Consider the following 23,732-nt stretch of genomic DNA (forward strand, 5'->3'; position numbering starts at 1 on the left):
CAATTAATCCTATTTTTCATAAAAATGTATACAAAAACACACCTATTGTGAATGGGATGTAAATTAATAACTCTATTTATGAAGAAAACAAAGAAATTCAACACAATCATTATCATTTAGCTAATACGGTATTAACATCCAAACAGTAAGCTTAAAAAGAATTCACGAGAGAGGTGACTATAAAGTTGGCGAAAATCGAACTGAAACATCTGTACAAAGATTATGAGGATGGTAAGCATGCCGTAACAGACTTTAACTTAACCATTGATCATGAAGAATTTATCGTATTAGTTGGACCTTCTGGCTGTGGTAAATCGACAACGCTTCGAATGATAGCTGGATTAGAAGATATTACTTCAGGTGAGATTGTAATAGATGACCGCGTAGAAAACCATTTGCATCCTAAAGATCGTAATATTGCAATGGTATTTCAAAACTATGCTTTATACCCTCATATGAGTGTATATGATAATTTGGCTTTTGGCTTAAAAATGAAAAAGATATCTAAGAGTGAAATTGATGCAAAAGTAAAAGAAGCTGCCAAAATTTTAGACATTTATCCACTACTCGAACGTAAACCAAAAGAATTGTCTGGTGGGCAACGTCAACGTGTTGCACTTGGACGCGCCATTGTTCGCGAAGCAAAAGTATTTTTAATGGATGAACCACTATCAAATTTAGATGCGAAACTGCGCTTCCAAACCCGTGCTGAAATTTCGAAATTACATAAACGTTTAAAAGCTACGACGATTTATGTAACGCATGATCAAACAGAAGCAATGACTATGGCAACGCGCATTGTAGTGATGAAAGATGGACTGATTCAACAAGTCGGTACTCCACGTGAAATTTACTTAAAACCAGCGAATGTGTTTGTTGGAAAGTTTATCGGCTCACCTGCGATGAATTTTATAGAAGCTGACTATGTAAACGGTGAACTAATAATAGGACTTATCCGATATCAGTTACCAAAAAGCATTGTTAATCAGCTTCAGCAAAGAAATTATCAAGAACAGAAAATTATTCTCGGTATTCGTCCAGAAAATATCAATATTGTCACGGAAGTAGATGAGCAATCAAATAATTTGTCATTTGTCACAGAAGTAGAAATTGCTGAATTAATGGGTGCTGAAACGCTTGTATATTTCAATGTGAATGAACAACAGATGATATTAAAAGTTAATGATATGGGCTTTTACAATACAGGGGAAAAATTAGCTCTTAGCATTAACTTAGAAGATATGCACTTCTTCGATAAAGCGACAGAAATGCGTCTACCACTTCATGTAGAAAATGATGTGCATAAAATTTTGGAAAGGGAAAGTATCAAATTATGAGAGAACTCTTTCAAATAGCCATGACATTAGATGAAAAAGCAAATCAAGCACATATGACATTTCATGTTGAAGTACCACATAATGTCTCTCGCTTGGTTGTCAATTTTAATTACAGTCCAATTGAAGAAAGTGACCGAGTTGCACTTGAACATGCAGTTTTAAGAGAAGGTTATAGTGTCTCGATACTAGAAAATGACACCGTTTTGCGGAACTTATTAACATTATCGATTCATGATCCATACAAATTCCGTGGTGGCCGTCATTATTTTAATTCAAATCAGCTTATCGAAATTAGTGATAGTGAAGCATCACTTGGCTTTGAAGCAGGTGAAATACCAGCGGGGGTTTGGCAATTTACAATCCATAATCATGCATGCCTATCACCGAATATTAAATGTGACTTAAAGGTTCAAGCTGAGGTGGAAGAATCAGCGTTTTCTCGTGAAGTCCCATTGGCACAATTAAGGGAGCCTAAGAAAAAGATAGTTAAAACAATACAAGTAGATAAAAATGCACCGTGGGTAAAAGCAGAGTTGCATACACATACAGTGCATAGCGATGGAAATCAAACTACAGAACAATTATTAACTGCAGCAGAACAAGAAGGCATTCATTGTCTATCAATCACGGATCATAATACGACTTCTGCTTACCAAGATTTACAGTTAAATCAACATAATTTAACAATGCTGCAAGGGGTGGAATACACAACGTTTTATGGTCACTTTTTAGTGCATCATGCAGAGAATATTCCATTGAATAATTGGACTCACTTATCATCATCGTCCTTACAAGCATTGTTGCAACAGCTACAAAATAATAACGCTTTAATAACAATTGCACATCCTTTTGATATGGGTAACCCTTTTTGTACAGGGTGTCAATGGAATTATGTATTAGATCATATCAATCACATTGACGCTATTGAAGTCTGGAATGGTCCAAGTCCGACATCATCATTAAGCAATCTCGATGCCTATGCTAAATGGACTCATCTACTTCAACAAGGTTACGAAATTCAAGCAAGCTGTGGTCGTGATTGGCATAATCCTATGGGGCAAGATGAGCAATGTGCATACATGTTCGTACAAGCAAATGATGCGAGTGCGGCTAGTATTATAGACAGCCTAAAATACGGACGCTCTTATATATCAATGGGGCCAAGGATTGAGCTAACTGTTAACCAGAGATTTTCAATTGGAGACCATATCCGTATAACCGATCATCGTTTACAAATCTCTCTCATTCTTTCCAATATGGAATCGTCATCCCATGTATGCATTATCGCAGGAGAACGTTTGCTTTATGAAAAAGAGGTGATGGATTCGGAAATGGTGATTGATTACATATCTGATGATTTTACAGAAAATTATTTACGTATCGAAATTAAAAACAAAGTTGGGGATATAACAGCTTTTACAAATCCTGTGTACTTTCAATATGTTTAAAAAGGAGGCATAATCATTGACTACATTTGTCACCTATAACGGCGAACTCAAGTCCAAAGAGGAGCTTGAGCAACATTACAAACCAGTCAAGGTATCAACTTGGGTACGACTTAAGAAGCATAAAGTTTTTTACACGATGCTATTTCCTTGTCTTGTTTTTTTCTTAATCTTTTCGTATTGGCCAATGCTTGGATTAGTTTTATCATTCCGAGAGTACGGCTTTAATACGGGGATTTTAGGAGGCGACTTTGTCGGTTTAAAATATTTCGAGCAATTTTTTGACGACCCTAGAAACTGGATTTATATAAAGAATACACTCATTATTAGTTGCTTGAAATTATTTGTCGCCTTACCATTTCCAATTATATTAGCCATCATGTTTAGTGAAATGAAAAATAGCAAACTACGAAGCACTTTACAAAGTATTACCTATTTACCGTACTTCATTTCGTGGGTCGTTGTGGTTGGCATTATGTCACGCTTACTTGCACCAGATACAGGCTTATTAAATCAACTAATTCAAAAATTCGGTGGTGATGGTTCAACTTTCTTTATGATGGAGGCATCACATTTCTTCCCGCTCGTATTTATTAGTTACGTTTGGAAGGGAATTGGCTGGGACTCAATTATTTACTTTGCAGCCATAATGGCCATTGTTCCTACATTGTATGAGGCGGCTTCAATTGATGGCGCATCACGCTTACGTCAAATCTGGCATGTCACTTTGCCTGGTATAACATCGACAATTATTATTCTATTCATCTTGTCATTGGGTAGTATTTTATCAGCTGGTTTTGATCAAATCTATTTAATGCAAAACCCTGGGAATGCCAATGTATCAGAGACAATTGATACGTATATTGTTCGTACAGGTCTCCAAGGTGGACAGTTTGGATATGCAACAGCTATTGGATTAATGCAAGGGATAGCAGGATTAGTATTAACGATAGTAGTGAATCGAGTAACCAGTAAAAAATTCGATAGTTCATTATGGTAGGAGGAATAGTAGTGAGGAATTTAAAAAAAACATTTTTGAGCATCTTTATAGTGGCATTCACTTTGATGTTAGTTGCTTGCAACGATAAATCTTCAACAATTAATACGGAAAAACCAGCGGATGCACCTGATACTTGGATTGCAGATCGTACAATTACCGGTTTAGTTTTCCAATCAGCAAATGATGCATCTGTAGAGATGAATCCTGAAATTCAAGCGTATATAAAAGAAAAAACGGGGATTACATTAAAGCTACAAGGTATTACATCTAAGGACTCCCAAGAAGCACTTGCTGCTGGATTAGCTGCGGGAGACTTACCAGATTTCATTTCTTACTATTTAGATAACAGTGGTCGTCCTGAGATGTCGATGCTTCTAAAAGCATCGAAAGAAGGGATGTTTACAGACCTAGCACCCTATTTAAAAGACACTAAAACCTACTCAAAATATTTTGAAAAAGGGTATTTACCAGAAGATACAGCGAAAAACATTATGTTCCGTGATGATTGGGACGGTGCATCTTACTTAGTGCATATGTCAATTAACCGTAACGTAGGAGACATTGGTCGTAAAACGGTCGGTGGTGTTTATATTAAAAAAGCAATTGTTGATGCACTTGGCATCGATCCAAATGAAATTACAACATCAGAAAAACTGTATGATTTAGCCGTGAAAATTAAGGATGGGAAATTTGTTGATGATAATGGTAAACCAGTGACAGTTATTGGACCTACAGTTTGGGGAGGGATGGACAGAGACTCTCTATATAACGATTTAGTATGGACAGGCACAACTGGTGAGAAATTTATGACAGATAAAAGCGGTAAAGTTCTACATGAAACTCAAACCAACTATGGTATCGAACGTGTAAAATACGTACAAAAACTAATGCAAGAAGGATTAATGACAAAAGAGTTCTACACAATGGAAGAAACGAGAGCAAAAGAAGGCGTTGTGAACGGTTCATTTGCGATTGTATCCAATATGCATAACTTCATTACAGAAAACAACGATTTAACTTATATTCCACTTGGACCAATCAAACGAGTTGATGGAACAAATGATATGGTCATTTCTTATAAATCTGGTTATGCAGGATGGGCTATTCCAAGTACTACGGAAATGCCTGAACATATTGTGAAGTTTGCAGACTGGTTAGCAAGTGAAGAAGGAAAATTACTATACTTCTATGGTCTTGAAGGTCGTGACTATGAGTTAGATGAGAAAGGTAAACCGGTCGTTAAAAAAGAATTATTAACTTTACTCAAAGAAAATCCAGAAGAAGCTAAAAAGCTAGGTTTCCGTGGTGTAGGTTCATATTGGGGTGAGCATTTAGGTTATACAGATATGGATAACGTAGCTGACTTCGGAGAACTTACATGGGGTGAAAGTGTTGCTAAAGAGGATGATACAGCTGCTCAACAAATCGCAAAAATCTTCGACTTTGACAAACAGTTAAAAGAAGCGCGTATTATCGATGGTTTATCCGTTCAATCATTCCTATATGAATTTGAAGGGGATAAGGGAGAACTGACTGCAGCAATTGACCGTTACAAAGACGACGTACTACGTGCCTACTATGCAAAAGATTTAACCGAAGCAGAAGCCATTTTAGCTGAATCAAAGAAAAATCTAGAAAATAAAGGCTTAAGCAATTTTACAAAGTTCATCGAAGATAAAATTGCAGATGGTGTAACAATTAAATATTAAGATAACATGCATCTTCTGGACATTTAGTGTTCAGAAGATGTCTTTAAGGAGATGAATACATGAGTAAAAGTATGGAAACCCCATTGCCGTTACGTATATTAAACCTGATATTAATTGGTATTCTTTGTTTAACAATTATTCTACCTTTTATGCACATTTTAGCATTGTCATTTAATAATGGAATGGATGCACAAAAGGGTGGAATTATGTTTATACCACGTGATTGGTCACTAGAAAACTATACCGAAGTATTTAAACAAAATAATTTAATAAACGGTTTGATGATTTCTATATTCCGTACAGTTGTCGGGACAACTATTGGTGTTGGGTTGATGGCAATGGCAGCATATGCTTTAACAGTCAAAACGCTACCAGGTCGCAAATATATTACGCTTTTCATCTTCTTCACAATGCTCTTTAGTGGTGGTACGATCCCCTACTATTTAGTATTAACGGAACTAAACTTAACGAACACGATTTGGGTATATATTATCCCTAGCTTATATAGTGTGACGAACATTCTACTATTACGGACATTTTTCAACCAATTACCAATGAGTGTAATAGAAGCTGCCCGCATTGATGGTAGTAGTGAATTTAAAATTTTTCGGACGATTGTCTTACCAATGAGTAAACCAGTCTTAGCAACAATTAGTCTATTTACAGCAGTTGGACACTGGAATGACTGGTATGCAGGGATATTCTATGTACGTGATGAAATGTTAAAACCACTTGCCACCCTATTACAAGAAATGTTGACACGTCAAGATGCGTTAGCTGATATCTTATTGAGATCTTCTGGATCGCAAGCATATGAAATGTTAGATCGGGTCTCGATTACAAGTGAATCACTTCAAATGGCAACCATTATCTTTGTTGTATTACCTATCGTCTGTGTCTATCCATTTATCCAAAAGTACTTTGTTAAAGGGATTACAGTAGGCTCTATTAAAGAATAAACGGGGGTTAAAAGATGGAACTAATTTATAATAAGCAAAATAACTTTAAGATTTTACAGTTAACGGATTTACATATTGGTTCAAAACCGCATCATGAAAATGATTTAAAAACATTTCAATTAATCGACGATGCATTTTCAAAACTAAATCCTGATTTAGCTATCATCACTGGAGACCTGATTTGGAGTGATGGGGTACCACAGTCAGACGTTATTTTTAAGGAATTGCTAGAGCGGTTTAATAAATATGATGTCCCAGTAGCAATAACATATGGGAACCATGATTCAGAAGATGAATTTAGTCGAGGCGAAATTCGTGCATTGGAAAAACATTTAAAAAATGCTGTAACTAAAAAACATTCTTTTATCGTAGAAGATCGTGAATGCTATGCGATTGAAGTTTATGACCGGAATGATAGTAAGGCATTAAAACATGTGCTATACGTAATGGACTCAGGCGCAGAAGCTCCATTACCCGTTGGAAATTATGAATGGATACATCCAGAACAAGTAAACTGGTATCGTAGAACTGCTGCACATTATGCTAAATACAACTTAAAGAATAATGCTATCTTTATGCATATTCCGATCCCTGAATATAAGGAGGCATCAAAATCTATTCTATCTGGTGAATGTAATGAAACGAATGATACGATTTCAGCACCTTACATCAATACAGGTTTATTCGCAAATGCCTATATACAAGGTGATGTCAAAGCAATTTTTGCCGGTCATGATCATGACAATAATTTCGTTGGGGACCATCATGGTATTCAATTAATTTATGGACAAGTGGGGGGCTATCAGTGCTACGGTGAGTTGGAGCGTGGCGCGCGTATCATTACGCTGCAAGATGAATCCATAGAAACACATACCCTTACAGCAGCTCAATTTAGTTATGAATTTAGTGAATAACGATACAGTTACACGACCATTAACGTTTAAGGTATTACTTATTCCAATTCTAATAGAGCAATTTTTTGCACTATTATTAAGTAACATCGATGTATTAATGCTGAGCAACTATAGTGATGATGCTGTAGCAGCTGTTGGGATTTCGGCTCAGCTTTTAAATTTAGCTTTTATGCTCGTTGGTATTATTACAATCGGTTGTAGTATCCAACTATTCCAAATGAATGAGCATCTTCACAGAGAGACAATTGCACAAGTTATTGCACATATTATTTACTTTACACTATTGACCGCGATTGTTATTGCAGGTGTATTTTATGTATTTGCGACACCGCTTTTACAGTTGATGCAGACACCAACTAGTTTAATGGACACAGCTAATAGTTATATAAGAATTGTTGCAATAAGTTTAATCTTCCAAGCAGTCATTTCAAGTATCAGTGTTGTACTTCGTAGCTTTGCCATAGTTCGTTTTGTCATGTATATATCAATTACGATTAACGTGTGCAATATTATTGGAAATTACATCGTTTTGAATACTTCTTTTTCAATCTTTGGGACTGGTGTAACTGGTATTGCTACTGTCACATTGCTAGTAAGGATCTTAGGAAGTATTTGTATTTTGTTCTTCTTCGTCAAGTACTTCCAACAATATCGTAAAGCACTTTTTCAACCAAACTTATCTCGAAAAATGACAGGGCGTATATTATCACTAGGTTTCCCGTCAGCATTTGAAAATATTTCATATAACGTGTCTCAAACGGTGATTACCGCATTTATCGCGTCGCTAGGGACTTTAATTGTTACAACAAAGGTTTATGCATCTACCATCTCACTCGTTGTTTTTGCGGTAGCAGCTTCGATGTCAACTGTGAATCAAATGATTATAGGTAAAATGATAGGACGAGGTGAGAAGGTAGATGCCTCACGCTATACAAATAGTGTTTTAAAATGGTCGTTCGTTACCACTATTGCGATGACATTGCTGCTTGCTTTAAGTAGTAAAAGTATTATTTCAATTTTCACTGATAATAACGCCATTATTACTCTCGTCCAACAACTGTTATGGTTAAATATTTTACTCGAAACTGCTCGGGCTTTAAATGAAATATTAGTCGGAGCGATAAATGTTGCAGGAGAAGTGAAATACCCAACGTATTTAAATATTGTCACTACTTTTCTATTAGTCATCCCAAGTTGTTTTTTAATCGTTAAATATACAAGCTTTGGTATTTATGGAATATGGTTTATATTTATAGTAGATGAATACTTACGCTTACTATTGCTAGCAGCGTATTGGTTAAAAGGAAAATGGCAGCGAATTACGATCATTCAATCTTAGAAAGTAGGGGGATATTTTTGAAAAAGGATGGACATACACATACGCATTATTGTCCACATGGCAGTATAGAGTCTGTCGAGGAATATATAATGCAAGCTATCAAACAAGGCTTTACTGATTACAGTATTACAGAGCATGCACCGTTGCCAACAGCCTTTTTAAAGTCAGCAGCAGGCGAGCAGTATGCAATTGATACGGCAGGAATGAGAATAGAAGATGTACCTACATATTTAACGGAAATGCATGATTTAAAGAAAAAATATGCTAGTCAAATTAATATTCATGTAGGCTTTGAAATTGACTATGCTCCTGGATTTGAAGATTGGACGTCGGCGTTTTTAAATGAATTCGGTCCACAAACAGATGACAACATACTATCTTTACATTTTTTACAAGGTCATGGTGGCTGGCGTGCTATCGATTATTGTCCAGAAGATTATAAGGAAGGTATTGTTGAGTATTACGGAGGGTTCCAGGAAGCACAAAATGCATACTTGTCATTACTCTTACAATCTATTAAAGCAGATCTAGGGCCATATAAGCCAAAACGAATTGGTCATATTACCCTTTGCAATAAGTTTGAACGCTATTTTGACGAGCCTACGACATTCAATGAAATCGGTGAAAGCTATTTAAATGAGATTTTACAAGAAATGCAGCAACGTCAGTTATCGCTGGATCTAAATGTTGCCGGATTAGCGAAGCCATATTGTCTTCAGACGTATCCACCACTACCAATTGTTACGCAGGCAAAGCAACTCGGGATTAATATCGTTTTTGGATCCGACGCACATAAAAGTTATGAAGTCGGGCGTTATTACGACATGGTTGCAAACTACTTAAGTGACTAAGGGGAGAAGTACATGCAAGGTTTTTATGAGAAATTTAATGTATTTGGTGAATGGCTGTATAGGCTTGTACTCTTAAACTTCATATGGATAGGCTTTTCAATATTAGGTGCTGGCATATTAGGCGTTTTTCCTGCAACTGCTGCAATTTTTAGTTTGCTCCGCAAATGGATGTTACAAGGAAAAGACGTGAAGCTTTTATCTGATTTCTGGCAAGCCTATCGTAATAGCTTTTTGAAAGCGAATGTACTTGGTTACGGTATGGTAGTTTTATGGCTTATTATTTGGGCAGATATACAGCTTACATTACAGTCAACTAGCCTTATTGGACTTGTAATGACATTTATTTTGTTTGGAGTACTTATATATGTCTCGATTTCTTCTTTAATGGGCTTTGCTATTTACGTTCATTATGAATTGACGATAAAACAGTATTTTTTCCAAATGCTTAAATACCCCATCACACATGTTAAGGAAAGCTTTATACTTATTGCTACTTTATTAATTTATTGTACTTTGTTATATTACGGTTCTAGTATTATTCCATTTATCGGTGTGACACTTTTAGGTTTTGTGATTGCAAAGGTTATGTTCCCAACATTTAAGGTACAAAAGAGAAAGAATTCTACAATGTATGAACAACAACGAGATGAACTCTTGTACTATTAAAGAAGATAGTAGATTTATGAATTTGTAATAAAGATTGAGAGGTGGCTTATTAATGAAACAAGCAATTATTTTTGATATGGATGGTACATTATTTCAGACTAATTTAATCTTAGAGCCTGCATTGGCAGCAACATTTGATATCTTAAGAACCAATGGATCATGGAACGAGGAAACGCCAATCAATAAATACCGAGAGATAATGGGAGTACCGTTACCGGTTGTTTGGGAAACGTTATGCCCACAACATTCACCAGAGATGCGTGAAAAAAATAATGAGATTTTTCACGAAAAGACAATTAATCTGATTAAAGACAAACAAGGTGACTTATATCCTCACGCAGAACTTGTACTTGAAACACTTAGCTTAAAATACGATTTATATATAGCGAGTAATGGACAAGCTTCTTATTTACAATCAATTGTTGATACTTATGATCTACATAGATTTTTCAAGAAAGTATACAGTATTCAGACCATACCTTCTGGACATAAATCGGATTTGGTAAAGAAGATTTTACTAGAAAATAAAATTGAAAAAGGAGTGGTTGTCGGAGATCGTTTATCAGACATTCTTGCTGCCAAAGACAATAAGTTACTATCTATAGGTGTCAATTTCGATTTCGCCCAAGCTACAGAACTAGAAAAAGCAGATAAAGTCATTGATGATTTAAAGGAATTAATTTCAATAGTATAAACTGAACCCCTTATGGTTGACGATTTAAAGTCTTTCATATGGGGTATTTTTATTTGTTTTGGAACCTGAATTGGAGATATTATATAAAGGGTCTAAAAATACATAAATGCTATCAATGTAGTAAAATATAGAGATATAAAACTTGTAAATTCGTATTATGAGCACCTTTTAAGAAAGCTATTTGGGATGGAATTCTAAGTTTTAAGTTCAATAAAAAGGAGTGATTCTACTATGGAAAACGTACATTTCGTTGCTTCTTGGAGTGGTGGAAAAGATTCTGCACTGGCATATTATCGAGCACTGCAATTAGGAATGATTCCGAAGAAAATATTAACGATGTTTGAGGATGATGGGGAGATTTCTAAGTCTCATGCAGTTCCTTTAGAAGTTGTACAAGCACAAGTGGATAAATTAGGGGTACCCCTTTTAACTAAACCTGCAAGTTGGAGCTCATATGAGAAACAATTTATAGATGCGATGGATGTATGTCGTGCTGAAGGAATTACACACGGCGTGTTCGGTGATATTGATTTGGAAGGTCATTTAGAATGGGTACAGACAACATGTGCGAAATCGGATATTAAAGCAGTTCACCCATTATGGAAAATGTCGAGAAAGTCAGTGGTAGAGGAACTGTTAGAAGCTGGTTTTGAGTCGTGGATTATTGTAGTAAATACAACTATGATGCCTGCTTCTTATGTTGGGAAAAGATTAACAAAAGAATTAGTAGAGGAACTAGAAGCAGCAGGCATTGATGCGTGTGGAGAAAATGGGGAATTTCACACAATTGTAGTTGATGGACCTATTTTCTCTGAGCGTGTCCCTATCTCTATTTCTGCTCCTGTAGAAAAAGGTCATTATGTTTTCTCCCCAGTTTCATTAGAAGAAAAATGAAAGTAGGGCCGCATGGAAGTAGTGCGGTCTTTTTAAATCCGTTTCTTCAATAAAAATTGGAGATCCTACGACTTAAATTAGAGTCTATTGTCAGAATTTTTGGGGTGACTGGCACTTATTCTTCTATCTTATTCATCACAAATGCTTTGTACATAATTATTTTGACTCTTAGTTCTAAAAATCACTATTTATATACTATAAAATTAATATATAGATTAGTTATACATATAGTTATTAAACTAAATATAGATATAAATATTATTTTTTGAATTCTTCTTGGTAAGAGTTTAATTAATGCCAATAAGGTACTATTTGCAGCATAAATTGTTTCACTCTTCTTTTCCCATTTAAAAAACCAAAGTGTGCATCCAAGTGACAAAACTATCAGTATAATAAACATTAAATGTATCCACATTTTTTAAAACTCTCCTTGCTACTTTAATAGCTCGTGCATTGCCAGCTCGTTTATACCCTTGAAAAACGAGCTTTAGTGCTCTAACTTCTCCTTATATCGTTCCTTTTCCAGCATCATATAATGCTTTCAATGTCTTGCTAATTCAAATACTTGTATTTGCAAATGTTACAGCAAACACCATTAAAAATACACCAGACGCTGCACTAAAAAAGCCACTCGAACTATAATATTGTAAAACCTATTGAGGTAAAAACGGTACCAATGCCTATTAAAAGACTAACTGCAGATCTTTGTAACTTGATAATAAGTTTTTTTACTGTGTGATTGAACTAAAGCACATTAATGGTACGTTTTACTATGGCGTATCTAATTGAGGTTAGTTAAGCATGAATTAATGAAGGTAGCGGTGCTTTCATTTTTTTATATATTAGGATACTTATGAATCTATAAAAAATTATGCAAATGTTAAATGCTTCAATTTGATTAGATAATTGACGTCCAATCCTTCTTATTCCTTTCTCATATACTAAAAAAAGTAGGTGAGAAAATGAGTCATGATGGACATAACGATTCACGCAGAGATAGAGATAATGAAAATATAGATTCAGCACATCAGCAGTGCATTGACCGCGCTTATCGTATTCCCATATTTTTAAGTACGACAACGCATTTAAATGACAACCAACAACGGTTTCTAAACCGTCTAATTTTGGAGATTGAGAACGCTTTGCTTTTTCCGCGTACATTGCCTCTAAGCGAAAGTTATCCCGAATCGATTTTAACGGATATTCGCCGGTTAGTTTCATCAAGTTATGGAATGTTGGCAGTAAACCTTCGTCGGTTTAAAGTTGAAACAGTCGATGTCAATACCGGACCCCTCCCACCACCCACTCCGGTCTGGGAAGGTTCAGTTTATTCGCAAGTAGAACCCTCAATGGCATTTCAATTTGGACTACCCTTATTATTAGTCAGGGAAGAGGATACCGACGCAAATAATGGGATTTGGGCAGGAGGAATTGCCCCACTCAATTTATTTATCGTGTGGCATTCTGAAACACAAACTGTTGAACAATTCTTTAAAACGCCCGAATGGAGATCCGCCTTTGCCAATTGGTGTGCGCAAGTAAGAAATGCCTTTTACATTCAGACAGAACCTAAATTTAAATATAGATGTGATTGATCCTTCAGCTTGGCCAGCACTGTTAGTTTTCGCCTTCTGAAGAAACGTTAACTTTATACATCTTTTGTATCAGTATTGCCTCATGTTTCATGAGGCTATTTTTTATTTATAAAGCTTGTCCGCTTTCTAGATTTCTTCTCTATATAGAGGGTAAAGGGGGAATATACAGATGACTACTTACTAAACTGACTAAGCCTATTTCACAAACAAAGACGACTTGGACGAAGCGGTGAAGCTTCACATTTCAGCACACTGGAACAACATGAACAACTTAATGGGAAAAAAACCTCAATTACTTATGATACAGTTCACCTAAACTAATGTTAAATTGTATTGATTATTTTCCCTAGTAAGTCTATCTCTATTGGTAAATGATAAAACAAGGCCGTTTTCGTATAGATTGTTGATCTTAAAAAATAAAGACCAATTTGATCCTACACATTTTGTAGATTAACTTAGTCTTTGTTTTTTGATCTTTAGTAAATCCTTCTTCAACAAAAACACTCGTTAGTCCAATAAGGAAAAACCCCTTATTTGAACACCTCGTCTATTTCATTTCTATCGTAATCTAATATCCAATCGTTGTATTTGTCATAAACCCCTTTTATTGTTTTGGGCGATGTAGCCAATATGTCACAACCCCTGTCATCATAAGCGTGAAATATAGTTTTCCTGTTGATGTTTATGAAATATACTCTATGAAAAACGCTTGGTCTTATTCCCATATCCTGATTGCAAATTGCTTTTAATATAGGAAAGTATTTAATATCAGAAGTTTTACATTTTAAAGTAAATCTATGTGTCTTATATGCTCCTTCTTCATCATCCTCAGGAAAAATATAAGGAATTGTATTTTGGGTTAACCTATATAAGACTGATTTATCTTTTATATACCGAGAAAAGATATTTAATTTATGTTTGAAAGTGTCACCATCTGCATAATCATTTACGTCAACTACGATATAAATATCATCTTTATCAGAAAACAAGGATTTAAATAATGTAATAACCCTACTATAAACCCCTTGTAAATATGGATTATTTTTATAAACGCAATTTTTATCATAATCCACACCTAACTCAAAACGGATACCAATTTTCCAACTATAAAACAAAGGTGGTCTAAGTTCTAAGTTAGGGAAATTCTCATTCATAAAATCGTTTAAAAGCATTTTGCACCTCTTTTATTTTTTTTATTTTACTGTTTCTTATTGAATTAATCTGCCCGGTAGTTAAATAAGGAAAAGAGCTGTATGAACAGCTCAAAGATTTTTTTGCTAAAGCATCTGTTAGTTAACTAATAATAATGTGATTTATTACAAAAAGCGTATTATGTATTTATTTTGTTATCTTAGGACTTAATCATTTTTGAATTGCTTTTTTAAAGCTGTAACAACTTTATTATTCGTTAATGCCCAACCTACAAACATTCCTACTAAGGCACCGATTACACTGTAACGAAGTATAGTAACAATGTAATCGTAAACGGGTACATACTCTGTTGTATACCCTCCGTCAAAATGAAAATTTACTTTGTAATCCACAAATAAGACTGATAAACCCAAGGATATAAAAAATCCGTATACAGACCACTTTTGAATACTTTTTTCCACATTCTCACCTCTATGTATATATTTATTCAATAATCTATTTTCATAATCTTTATTATATTAACATATATATCCAAAAGTGTTCTTGGAAAAACTAAAGGGGTGATTTGATTTTAATTAAACTTTATTACAGAGTAACAAACTCTCTTCAAATTGTATTATTAGGTTTGAAAGTTGAGTTATATTATATATTAATAGAAAAAGACTGAGCATTTTACAACTCAGTCTAGTAAATTACTATTATTTTCGTATTTTTTCAATCTCATCAGCAACAAACTGTACGTTTGTTCCAACGATTACTTGGATACTTTGTGATCCTACTACATTTATACCAGGAACACCAGTAGCCTTAATTTTCTTTTGATCCACAACATCCATATTTTTAACTTCTACACGTAGACGAGTTGCACAGTGGTCAACAGAAGTTACGTTTTTATCGCCACCTAACGCATCGTAAATTTTAGATGCCATGTCTGAGAATTTATTACCTGATGCAGTGTCTCCAGCTTCATCTATTTCTACATCTTCATCGTCTTCTCTACCAGGTGTTTTCAAGTTGAATTTCACGATTAAGAATCGGAATAAGAAATAGTAAATGACTGCAAATACTAAGCCCTGGACGATTAACATTAAAGGTTGGTTAGCAAGTGGCAATCTTGAACTTAAGAAGAAATCGACAAAACCTGCACTAAAACCAAAACCTGCTGTCCAGTGGAATGTTGCAGCGATAAATAAGGATAAACCTGTTAAAGCAGCATGTACAACATAAAGAGCCGGTGCTAAGAACATAAATGCAAATTCAAGTGGTTCAGTTACCCCTGTGAAGAATGCAGCGAAACCTGCAGCTAACATTAATGAAGCAGCTTGTTTTTTTCTTTTTGTTTTAGCAGTATGATACATTGCTAAAGCAGCAGCTGGTAATCCAAACATCATGATAGGGAAGAAACCTGCTTGATACATTCCGGTAACACCTTTTGTGCCAGTTCCTTTCCAGAAGTTACCTATATCATCTATGCCAGCAACGTCAAACCAAAATACTGAGTTTAATGCATGGTGTAATCCAGTTGGGATCAATAGGCGGTTAAAGAATCCGTATAACCCTGCACCAGTAGCACCTAATTCACTAATAGCTTCACCAAAACTAACTAATGCAGAATATACAACTGGCCAGATAAAGAACAATGCTGCGGAAACGACTAGCATAGAAGCAGCTGTCATTATGGGAACTAATCGTTTACCACTAAAGAACGCTAAGAAATCTGGTAATTGTACATGACTAAAGCGGTTGTACATGATAGAAGCAACAATGCCTGAAATAATACCGATAAATTGGTTTTCGATTTTAATAAATGCGGGATTTACATTGGCTACATCAGTACTTAGTAGCATAGAAACTGTTCCAGTAGAAAGTAATGTCGTCACTACTAAGAAAGCAACTAGCCCACTTAATGCAGCAGAGCCATCTTTATTTTTGGACATTCCCAATGCTACACCAACTGCAAATAGATACGACATGTTATCAATAATCGAAGATCCAGCTTTGATTAAGAAAGCTGCTAATACATTTCCGGAACCCCAGCCATCCGGATCAATCCAATAGCCGATACCCATCAAAATTGCGGCAGCAGGTAAAACAGCTACTGGTAACATTAAAGAACGACCAAGCCGTTGTAAATATTTCATCATATAATAACTCACTCCAATACAGAATATTTAGATAACTCTGATTAAAAAAATAAAATAATTTCAATTTTTTATTGCTTTCGTAATCTTTCAATATGGACTGCGATGTAGCCTAACTCATGATCTGGTAGGTCAATACCATGCAACTTCTTTAACTCTTTGGTCACTTCGACAGCACAATTGTACGAATAGGGAAATTTCTTTTTAATCATGACGAGCATTTCTTCATCCATTGTATGCAGCTCATAATGATTCATCCTTGTTAAAGCAAAACGTAAATGTGTGATTAGACGATGATAGGAAATATCACTTTCCTCAAGATGTATGTTTAGTTTTTTTTGTATAATTTGAACCATATCCCGAATAATCGTCGTTTGCTTTAACGTTTGATGTAAATCGCCTCCTTGTAATTTCATCGTATGGATATGAAGAGCGATGTAAGCAGCTTCATCTTCCGGCATTTCAACTTGGCATCTTTCTTTTATATGTTGTATTGCCCAAAGACCAATCTCAAATTCTCTCCTATATAAGATTTTTATCTCATTTAAGAGCTTGTTATTGAGTTGAATACCATCTTTTAGCCTTTCGATTGCAAATGACACATGGTCAGTAAGAACAATATGAATATGTTCGTTTAACTTACCACCAATGTATTCTTCAGCATACGAAATAATTTCTTCAGAGATTGTAAAATGTTCTTCTGGAATTCGACTTAATAATTGTTGAAGTTTGTCATTTTCCCTCATAACGAATATCTTTTCTATTCTATCTAGATTTACGATATCGTTTCGTTTTTTATTAAAGGCAACTCCGGATCCTATAGCAATCTTCTCACGTTCGTTATCTAGTACAACTACGGCATTATTATTGAGAATCTTCGTTATTTTCATCGAAAGTGATCTCCCCCTTACTTACGATAATGTAAAGATGCATTACTTAGCAGAAATGGTCATTAATACGGTTTTATCTTGAATACCTGTTTTTGAATAATGGCATTGAATGTTTTTGTCAGCGCTATTAGTAATGATGATAGGTGTAACAATGCTTTTTGCGTTTTCTCGAATATATTCCCAATCCACTTCGATAAGAACTTGCCCTGTAGAAACTTTATCACCTGCACTTACAAGTACTGTAAATCCTTTCCCACCTAAAGAGACCGTTTCCAAACCAATGTGAATGAGAATCTCTGAACCATCAGTAGTGCGTATACCAATAGCATGCTTGGTATCTGAAATGAGAACTATTTCTCCTTCTACAGGGGCATGAACACTCCCATTAGTAGGAATAATAGCGACACCTTCTCCCATCATTTTTTGGCTGAAGACGGGATCTGGAACTTCACCTAATGGAATAATCTCTCCATTTATAGGTGCCAAAACTTCTAAACTACGTTTTTTAAATAAATTTGATAGCATGTTAAAACTCCTTTGTTGAATAATGTAATAATGCTGCCGTAATAGAAAAGCGTAAAAAAGGCATGGAGGCAACAAAGTAGTTTTTTACAACTTCTTCGTTTACCACCATGCCTGATCGTATCAGTAACATGTGATTCGTTATTAAACTAATATTCAGATAATAGCATTAAATATTTTACTATTCAATAGAAATATGAAAAAAAGTTAAAAATTTGTAACAATTTTAATGAATTATATGAAGGACATTTAATTTTAAGTACAAGTTTAAGAAAAAAATAAATCGATTTTGATCAAGTTATTTCAAGTGAAAAATAAAAAAGAGCGTGCACCATGTTTTTTAGATGAAGGATTAGCAAATATTATAAACTTGAATACTTTGTAATATAAGAGTATACTTATATAAGTAAATGATTATATAAAAGAGGTGGGATTGTGGATTCCTTAACAATAATGGAAAAACAGTTAAAGGCCGTTAGTGATGCTAACCGTTTAAAGTTGTTAGCCTGTTTAAAGCAAGGCGAGGTCTGTGTATGTGATTTAGTTGATGTCCTGCAGGTTTCTCAGCCAGCTGTTAGTCAACAATTACGTAAATTAAAAGACGCTGGCATCATCTTAGAAAGAAAAAAAGGGACATGGAAGCATTATCGATTACATGAAGAACAATCTCCATATATCCAAGCAATTATTGATGAATTAGAGCCAATCTCATATAAACATTGTGGACCAACTTGTTCTTCCCAAGAAGGGGATGATTGAAGGTGGAAAAACCGTTAACAAAACAGCTATCTTTTTTAGATCGGTATTTAACACTGTGGATTTTCATTGCAATGTGGTTGGGTGTTCTTATAAGCGTCATTGCACCAAATTTTAAAGATACATTAGATACTTTATCAGTAGGTACTACGTCTATTCCAATTGCGATTGGTTTAATTGTCATGCTCTATGCACCTCTTGCTAAGGTGAAATATGAAGAGATGTGGCGTGTATTTAAAGATTGGAAAGTTCTATTGCTATCACTCTTACAAAACTGGCTATTAGGTCCATTTTTAATGTTTTTCCTAGCAATCATCTTCCTACATGATTATCCAGAGTATATGGCGGGATTAATTATGATTGGTCTAGCGAGATGTATTGCAATGGTCATTGTTTGGAATGATTTGGCGCGAGGCGACAACGAGTATGTTGCAGGGTTAGTTGCCTTTAACTCTGTATTCCAAATCTTATTCTATTCTGTATTTGCCTATTTCTTTTTAAATATCATGCCGGGCTGGTTTGGATTAGAAAATTTAAATATATCTATTTCAATGTGGGAAATTACAAAGAGTGTGCTGATTTACTTAGGTATCCCATTTGTTGCAGGTATATTAACGCGCATTATTGGTATTAAAGTGAAGGGGATCGAGTGGTATGAAAATCAATTCATTCCTAAGATTTCTCCATTAACTTTGATTGCTTTATTGTTCACTATTGTCATGATGTTTTCTTTAAAAGGGGATAAGATTATTGAATTACCAATGGACGTGATTCGTATAGCCATTCCTCTATTAATCTATTTCTTGATCATGTTTGTCGTGTCGTTCTTTGCTTCAAGAAAAGCAGGAGCAAATTATCCAGTTACAGCAGCACTTTCATTTACTGCTGCCAGCAATAACTTTGAATTAGCGATAGCAGTAGCTGTTGGTGTGTTTGGTATTCATAGTGGTGCAGCGTTTGCCGCTGTTATTGGTCCACTTGTTGAAGTACCGGTGTTAATAGCTCTAGTAGGAGTAGCGCTTAGATGGAAGAAGAAATATTTTGAAATTAAATTGTAAGTATTGAATCATAAGATTTACGCCTAGCATTGTCTAGGTTTAATTTTAATTCATTATATAAGTGAACGCTTATGTATTGATGTGGACGGAGGATATAAAAATGACAGAAATGAAAAACGATCAAATACGCCAAGGTGTGCGTGATAATTATAAACAAGTAGCGTTAAAAAATATTGATACAAACAATTGCTGTGCTCCAAGCTGTTGCACACCAGATGAAAATCAAAATATCTCTGTAAAAGAGATTTCGCAAAAAATGGGTTACACAAATGAAGAACTCACAAGCATTCCAAATGGTGCCAATATGGGATTAGGATGTGGGAACCCACAAGCAATTGCGGCTTTAAAAGAAGGTGAAACTGTAGTAGATTTAGGCTCTGGTGGTGGATTTGACTGCTTTTTAGCTGCGCCTAAAGTGGGCTCAAATGGGAAAGTCATTGGTGTAGATATGACACCAGAAATGATTTCGAAAGCTCGGAAAAACGCAGAAAAACCGCAATTTAATCATGTGGAATTTCGCCTAGGTGAGATTGAAAATTTACCAGTCGCAGATCAATCTGTCGATGTTATCATGTCTAACTGTGTCATCAATTTATCACCAAATAAATTGCGAGTTTTTGAAGAAGCATACCGTGTTCTAAAAGATGGCGGTCGTTTAGCCATTTCAGATGTAATTTTAACAACAACTTTACCAATTAATATGAAACAAAATATGGCGCTATATTCAGGCTGCATCGCAGGCGCATCACCAATAGAAGAATTGACTGCTTACTTGCAAGAAGCAGGGTTTAAAGATATTCAAATCACTCCAAAAGATGAATCGAAAGAATTTATCAAGGAATGGGCACCAGAACATCGAGTGGAAGAATATATCGTGTCGGCTATTATTCAAGCTGTGAAATAGAATAATCTACAGCTTTTGTTATGAAATGAATAAAAGTAGTAGTTATAACAAATTATAGAAAGCAATATAATTGAGTAAAAAATGACTTCGCTAAAGTAGCGAAGTCATTTTTTTATTTCATACACTTCTATCAGAAAATCACATTTAATAAAATTGCTTATAAAACTTGAATTTAAAATAAAAATACTGAAAAGCAAAATAATAGTTTACGTTACTTGGTATTGATGTAAATGTAATTTCAAAGTAATGTATGATATGTAAGAAAGATTACATAATGGGACGTGGTATATATTGAAAACTCTAGCTGTATTTTGTGGATCAAGTAATGGAGCTTCGGATATCTATGTAGAAGTGGCAAAAAAATTGGGTAAAGAGTTGGCAAAACGTGATATTACCCTTGTATACGGAGGGGCAAGTGTAGGCGTCATGGGTGCAGTTGCAGACGCTGTATTAGAAGCGGGCGGAAAAGTTATTGGAGTAATGCCTAGTTTTCTAGAGAAAAGAGAAATCTCTCATAAGAATCTAACTGAACTAATTGTAGTAGACTCTATGCATGATAGAAAAGAAAAAATGGCAGAACTTGCAGATGGATTTATGGCGTTACCAGGTGGACCAGGAACATTAGAAGAATTCTTTGAGATATTCACTTGGTCTCAGCTTGGATTACATCAAAAACCTTGTGGACTCTTAAATATTAATCATTATTATGATCCGCTTATTGCTTTATTTAATCATATGTCTGATGAACAGTTCTTACATGAAAAATACCGTACTATGGCGCTAGTAGATATAGAACCAAGTGGACTACTCGACCAATTTAATTCTTATGAAGCACCAACTGTAAAATCTTATATTACTGAAAAACAGACCTAATTAGCAACAAGTAAAGGTGATACAGATTTTGACGAAATAACCTATAAGGAAGACTTAATTTACATTTTGTCATACTAATTGTAAGAAATTAAAATCCTCAACATACAAGATAAAAGCGAAACTAAAAGAACTTTAGTTTCGCTTTTTTAAATTCATATTAATTTTTCACTTCGAATTCAAGGAATCTAAAAGGATTTTAAAGTTTTTAATAAACTTTTCTTTTCCTTCTACTGTATGCAGTAAATCCACGTTAACATAACTAGCGAATTCCAGAACAGCAGGATGGTGATCACAATTATGCTTATATTGTTGTATTAATTCCTTGTACCAATCGAATTGGTACAATTGACGAATAGTCTTTTTTCCTCTTCGACTCTGTTCTGAAGTCATTTCTAAGGATACAAATCCTGGTAATAAAAAAACGGCTATAACTTTAATATAAGCTGTTAAATAATGAAGTAATGTTGTTGATATCCTCCGAGTTACCATCAGATATCCTCCTTCCTAGTTCAATTATATAGATTATACGGTAAAATAAGGAATTAGTTTCAATTTATTCAGAAATAAATAATTTTATGTCTGAATTATTTGGAGAAGAAAAGATTAACTTCAACTGTGTAACTACACAGTTGCTTAAAAATAAGAAGGGAATGAAGACAAGTTGATAGAGATTAGAAACCTTGAAGAAAATGAGTACGAGTTTTTATTGGATATGTTATATGAATCAATTCATATTCCAGAGAATAAGCCGACTAGAGAAGAGTTGTTAAACCTCCCGCACATTAGAAAATATCATGAAAATTGGGGAAGAGAAGGGGATCAAGTATTAATTGCTATCGATGAAGAAAACCAAAAAGTAGGAGCGGTCTGGTACAGATTATTTGAGGAGAATAATCAAGGCTATGGATATGTCGATCAAAACACACCAGAATTAGGAATTGCTGTTGTAGAGAATGGTAGAGGAAAGGGAATTGGAACTTTACTTATGAACAAAATCATGCAGCTTGCTATGGCAGAGGGGTATAATTCTATTTCCTTAAGTGTAGATCCAGATAATAATGACGCAGTACATATATATAATAAACTCGGTTTTCAAGAATACGGAATATCAGGCACATCTATCACAATGGTATATAGGGGTTCCAAACATTAAATACATCAAAATAATACTGGGAATAAAAAAAGAGCATGTTTTGAATGATTGATCAAAACATGCTGTTTTATTGATAAGCACTGATATACCTGCAAATCCAATATTTAAAATTTATAAGTAGATGTGTTGACAGTTGCATAAGGTTTCTCTTCATTTATTATCCCTGAAATACCTTCTTTCTCAAGTAAATCTACAATTTTTTCAATGCTTTCATAATCTTTTACTACAATGAAATTAGGTGAAAATGGTTTGTTTTTTATGTTTAAAATAAATTTATAACCATCATTTACTTTAGGGTCAAGACCATATAGCTCATGCCAACGACTTATTTTTTCTACTTCATAACCTTTTATATTACTGAAAGAATAGAACTTGCTATCAAAGATTATGCCATTTGCTAATATGAACAAATTGCTACGATGTTTAATAGCGGAAATAATCACAAAAAATAAAGAAACAATACTAAATGAAGAAGTTCCTAGTACATCGGTTACAAGCACAATCGCTAACAAAATGACTAATAGTAAAATTGCAATTACGGTTCCCCATTTAACATATTGGTAAGACTTCGTATTTTTACTAAGACACTCCATTTCCCGCCACTCAGTTGGAATGAGGATACTATTAAATTCTTCTTCCTTACTAGGGTAGATAGCGTCTTTAGAGAGCTGAACAGCTTTTCTCAATTTAATTCGATATCGAATTAAATAGTAAATACCAAAGATAAAAATAATAGTGAATATAATATTCAACATCTTTTGTAGCTCCTTTCTCGGTAAATAAGGATTTAAAACAATTGTTGGTTACTAATTTATTCCTATTGTTCTATATGAAAAATTATACTACAAAATGGATTTTTTGAGTTTATATGTTTATTATT

Annotated in this window: 24 protein-coding genes; 17 read left to right on the forward strand and 7 right to left on the reverse strand. The window is 34.5% G+C overall.

Annotated features, from left to right (window positions below):
* Positions 1 to 185 precede the first annotated feature (185 nt).
* The 12 genes from MHH85_RS06165 (at position 186) to MHH85_RS06220 (ending at position 13,403) form a co-directional block, all read left to right on the forward strand.
* The gene (locus MHH85_RS06165) at positions 186 to 1,337 is read left to right on the forward strand and encodes an ABC transporter ATP-binding protein (RefSeq protein WP_193740160.1); all 1,152 of its coding nucleotides are present in this window, start codon (positions 186 to 188) and stop codon (positions 1,335 to 1,337) included.
* Positions 1,334 to 2,785, forward strand: a complete 1,452-nt coding sequence (locus tag MHH85_RS06170; RefSeq protein ID WP_340706305.1) for a CehA/McbA family metallohydrolase — start codon at positions 1,334 to 1,336, stop codon at positions 2,783 to 2,785. The genes MHH85_RS06165 and MHH85_RS06170 overlap by 4 nt, the downstream gene beginning before the upstream one ends.
* Positions 2,786 to 2,801: 16 nt before the next feature.
* The gene (locus tag MHH85_RS06175) at positions 2,802 to 3,782 is read left to right on the forward strand and encodes an ABC transporter permease (protein WP_340706306.1); all 981 of its coding nucleotides are present in this window, start codon (positions 2,802 to 2,804) and stop codon (positions 3,780 to 3,782) included.
* Positions 3,776 to 5,491: an extracellular solute-binding protein gene (locus tag MHH85_RS06180; protein ID WP_340706307.1), complete on the forward strand. Its 1,716-nt coding sequence runs from the start codon at positions 3,776 to 3,778 to the stop codon at positions 5,489 to 5,491. Before MHH85_RS06175 ends, MHH85_RS06180 begins: the two co-directional genes overlap by 7 nt.
* 59 nt (positions 5,492 to 5,550) lie before the next feature.
* Positions 5,551 to 6,450 carry a carbohydrate ABC transporter permease gene (locus MHH85_RS06185; protein WP_340706308.1) on the forward strand — a complete coding sequence of 300 codons (900 nt, stop codon included), beginning with the start codon at positions 5,551 to 5,553 and terminating at the stop codon, positions 6,448 to 6,450.
* Positions 6,451 to 6,464: 14 nt separating this feature from the next.
* Entirely contained in the window at positions 6,465 to 7,364 is a 900-nt protein-coding gene (locus MHH85_RS06190) for a metallophosphoesterase family protein (RefSeq protein ID WP_340706309.1), read from the forward strand.
* Positions 7,348 to 8,703 (forward strand): MATE family efflux transporter, encoded by a 1,356-nt coding sequence (locus tag MHH85_RS06195; RefSeq protein WP_340706310.1) that lies wholly within the window; start codon positions 7,348 to 7,350, stop codon positions 8,701 to 8,703. The genes MHH85_RS06190 and MHH85_RS06195 overlap by 17 nt, the downstream gene beginning before the upstream one ends.
* Positions 8,704 to 8,720: 17 nt before the next feature.
* A complete protein-coding gene (gene hisJ / locus MHH85_RS06200) occupies positions 8,721 to 9,554 on the forward strand; it encodes a histidinol-phosphatase HisJ (RefSeq protein ID WP_193740154.1) in 834 nt (277 codons plus the stop codon).
* A gap of 12 nt (positions 9,555 to 9,566) precedes the next feature.
* Entirely contained in the window at positions 9,567 to 10,220 is a 654-nt protein-coding gene (locus MHH85_RS06205) for a YesL family protein (RefSeq protein WP_193740153.1), read from the forward strand.
* A gap of 52 nt (positions 10,221 to 10,272) precedes the next feature.
* A complete protein-coding gene (locus MHH85_RS06210) occupies positions 10,273 to 10,914 on the forward strand; it encodes an NIF family HAD-type phosphatase (RefSeq protein WP_193740152.1) in 642 nt (213 codons plus the stop codon).
* A 231-nt stretch (positions 10,915 to 11,145) separates the two neighbouring features.
* Positions 11,146 to 11,808 carry a Dph6-related ATP pyrophosphatase gene (locus MHH85_RS06215; protein ID WP_193740151.1) on the forward strand — a complete coding sequence of 221 codons (663 nt, stop codon included), beginning with the start codon at positions 11,146 to 11,148 and terminating at the stop codon, positions 11,806 to 11,808.
* Between the two features lie 962 nt (positions 11,809 to 12,770).
* The gene (locus tag MHH85_RS06220) at positions 12,771 to 13,403 is read left to right on the forward strand and encodes a hypothetical protein (protein ID WP_193740150.1); all 633 of its coding nucleotides are present in this window, start codon (positions 12,771 to 12,773) and stop codon (positions 13,401 to 13,403) included.
* 530 nt (positions 13,404 to 13,933) lie between these two features.
* Here the strand turns inward: MHH85_RS06220 and MHH85_RS06225 are convergent.
* The 5 genes from MHH85_RS06225 to MHH85_RS06245 form a co-directional block, all read right to left on the reverse strand.
* The gene (locus MHH85_RS06225) at positions 13,934 to 14,557 is read right to left on the reverse strand and encodes a DUF3885 domain-containing protein (RefSeq protein ID WP_340708129.1); all 624 of its coding nucleotides are present in this window, start codon (positions 14,555 to 14,557) and stop codon (positions 13,934 to 13,936) included.
* 204 nt (positions 14,558 to 14,761) lie between these two features.
* Positions 14,762 to 15,016: a hypothetical protein gene (locus tag MHH85_RS06230; protein ID WP_193740148.1), complete on the reverse strand. Its 255-nt coding sequence runs from the start codon at positions 15,014 to 15,016 to the stop codon at positions 14,762 to 14,764.
* Positions 15,017 to 15,253: 237 nt separating this feature from the next.
* On the reverse strand, positions 15,254 to 16,699 hold the full coding sequence (gene nagE, locus MHH85_RS06235; protein WP_193740147.1) for an N-acetylglucosamine-specific PTS transporter subunit IIBC: 1,446 nt from the start codon (positions 16,697 to 16,699) through the stop codon (positions 15,254 to 15,256).
* Positions 16,700 to 16,767: 68 nt separating this feature from the next.
* Complete coding sequence (locus tag MHH85_RS06240) at positions 16,768 to 17,586, reverse strand: PRD domain-containing protein (RefSeq protein WP_053415991.1); 819 nt, start codon at positions 17,584 to 17,586, stop codon at positions 16,768 to 16,770.
* A gap of 42 nt (positions 17,587 to 17,628) precedes the next feature.
* Positions 17,629 to 18,111: a PTS sugar transporter subunit IIA gene (locus MHH85_RS06245; protein WP_193740146.1), complete on the reverse strand. Its 483-nt coding sequence runs from the start codon at positions 18,109 to 18,111 to the stop codon at positions 17,629 to 17,631.
* A gap of 450 nt (positions 18,112 to 18,561) precedes the next feature.
* Here MHH85_RS06245 and MHH85_RS06250 point away from each other — a divergent pair, with 450 nt between their 5' ends.
* The 4 genes from MHH85_RS06250 to MHH85_RS06265 all read left to right on the forward strand — a co-directional run bounded on the left by MHH85_RS06250 (position 18,562) and on the right by MHH85_RS06265 (position 21,699).
* Complete coding sequence (locus MHH85_RS06250; RefSeq protein WP_053416794.1) at positions 18,562 to 18,867, forward strand: ArsR/SmtB family transcription factor; 306 nt, start codon at positions 18,562 to 18,564, stop codon at positions 18,865 to 18,867.
* A gap of 2 nt (positions 18,868 to 18,869) precedes the next feature.
* Positions 18,870 to 19,922 carry an ACR3 family arsenite efflux transporter gene (arsB, locus tag MHH85_RS06255; RefSeq protein ID WP_340706311.1) on the forward strand — a complete coding sequence of 351 codons (1,053 nt, stop codon included), beginning with the start codon at positions 18,870 to 18,872 and terminating at the stop codon, positions 19,920 to 19,922.
* Between the two features lie 100 nt (positions 19,923 to 20,022).
* Positions 20,023 to 20,826 (forward strand): arsenite methyltransferase, encoded by an 804-nt coding sequence (locus MHH85_RS06260; protein ID WP_340706312.1) that lies wholly within the window; start codon positions 20,023 to 20,025, stop codon positions 20,824 to 20,826.
* 291 nt (positions 20,827 to 21,117) lie between these two features.
* Positions 21,118 to 21,699 carry an LOG family protein gene (locus tag MHH85_RS06265; protein WP_340706313.1) on the forward strand — a complete coding sequence of 194 codons (582 nt, stop codon included), beginning with the start codon at positions 21,118 to 21,120 and terminating at the stop codon, positions 21,697 to 21,699.
* A 165-nt stretch (positions 21,700 to 21,864) separates the two neighbouring features.
* Here MHH85_RS06265 and MHH85_RS06270 read toward each other — a convergent pair whose 3' ends face one another.
* Complete coding sequence (locus MHH85_RS06270) at positions 21,865 to 22,188, reverse strand: hypothetical protein (RefSeq protein WP_340706314.1); 324 nt, start codon at positions 22,186 to 22,188, stop codon at positions 21,865 to 21,867.
* 172 nt (positions 22,189 to 22,360) lie between these two features.
* Between MHH85_RS06270 and MHH85_RS06275 the strand changes: the two genes are divergently transcribed.
* Positions 22,361 to 22,852 (forward strand): GNAT family N-acetyltransferase, encoded by a 492-nt coding sequence (locus tag MHH85_RS06275; RefSeq protein ID WP_340706315.1) that lies wholly within the window; start codon positions 22,361 to 22,363, stop codon positions 22,850 to 22,852.
* A 104-nt stretch (positions 22,853 to 22,956) separates the two neighbouring features.
* Here MHH85_RS06275 and MHH85_RS06280 read toward each other — a convergent pair whose 3' ends face one another.
* The gene (locus MHH85_RS06280; RefSeq protein ID WP_193740140.1) at positions 22,957 to 23,607 is read right to left on the reverse strand and encodes a hypothetical protein; all 651 of its coding nucleotides are present in this window, start codon (positions 23,605 to 23,607) and stop codon (positions 22,957 to 22,959) included.
* Positions 23,608 to 23,732 lie beyond the last annotated feature (125 nt).

It is taken from the genome of Viridibacillus sp. FSL E2-0187, assembly GCF_038006425.1.
Lineage (GTDB): Bacteria > Bacillota > Bacilli > Bacillales_A > Planococcaceae > Viridibacillus > Viridibacillus arvi.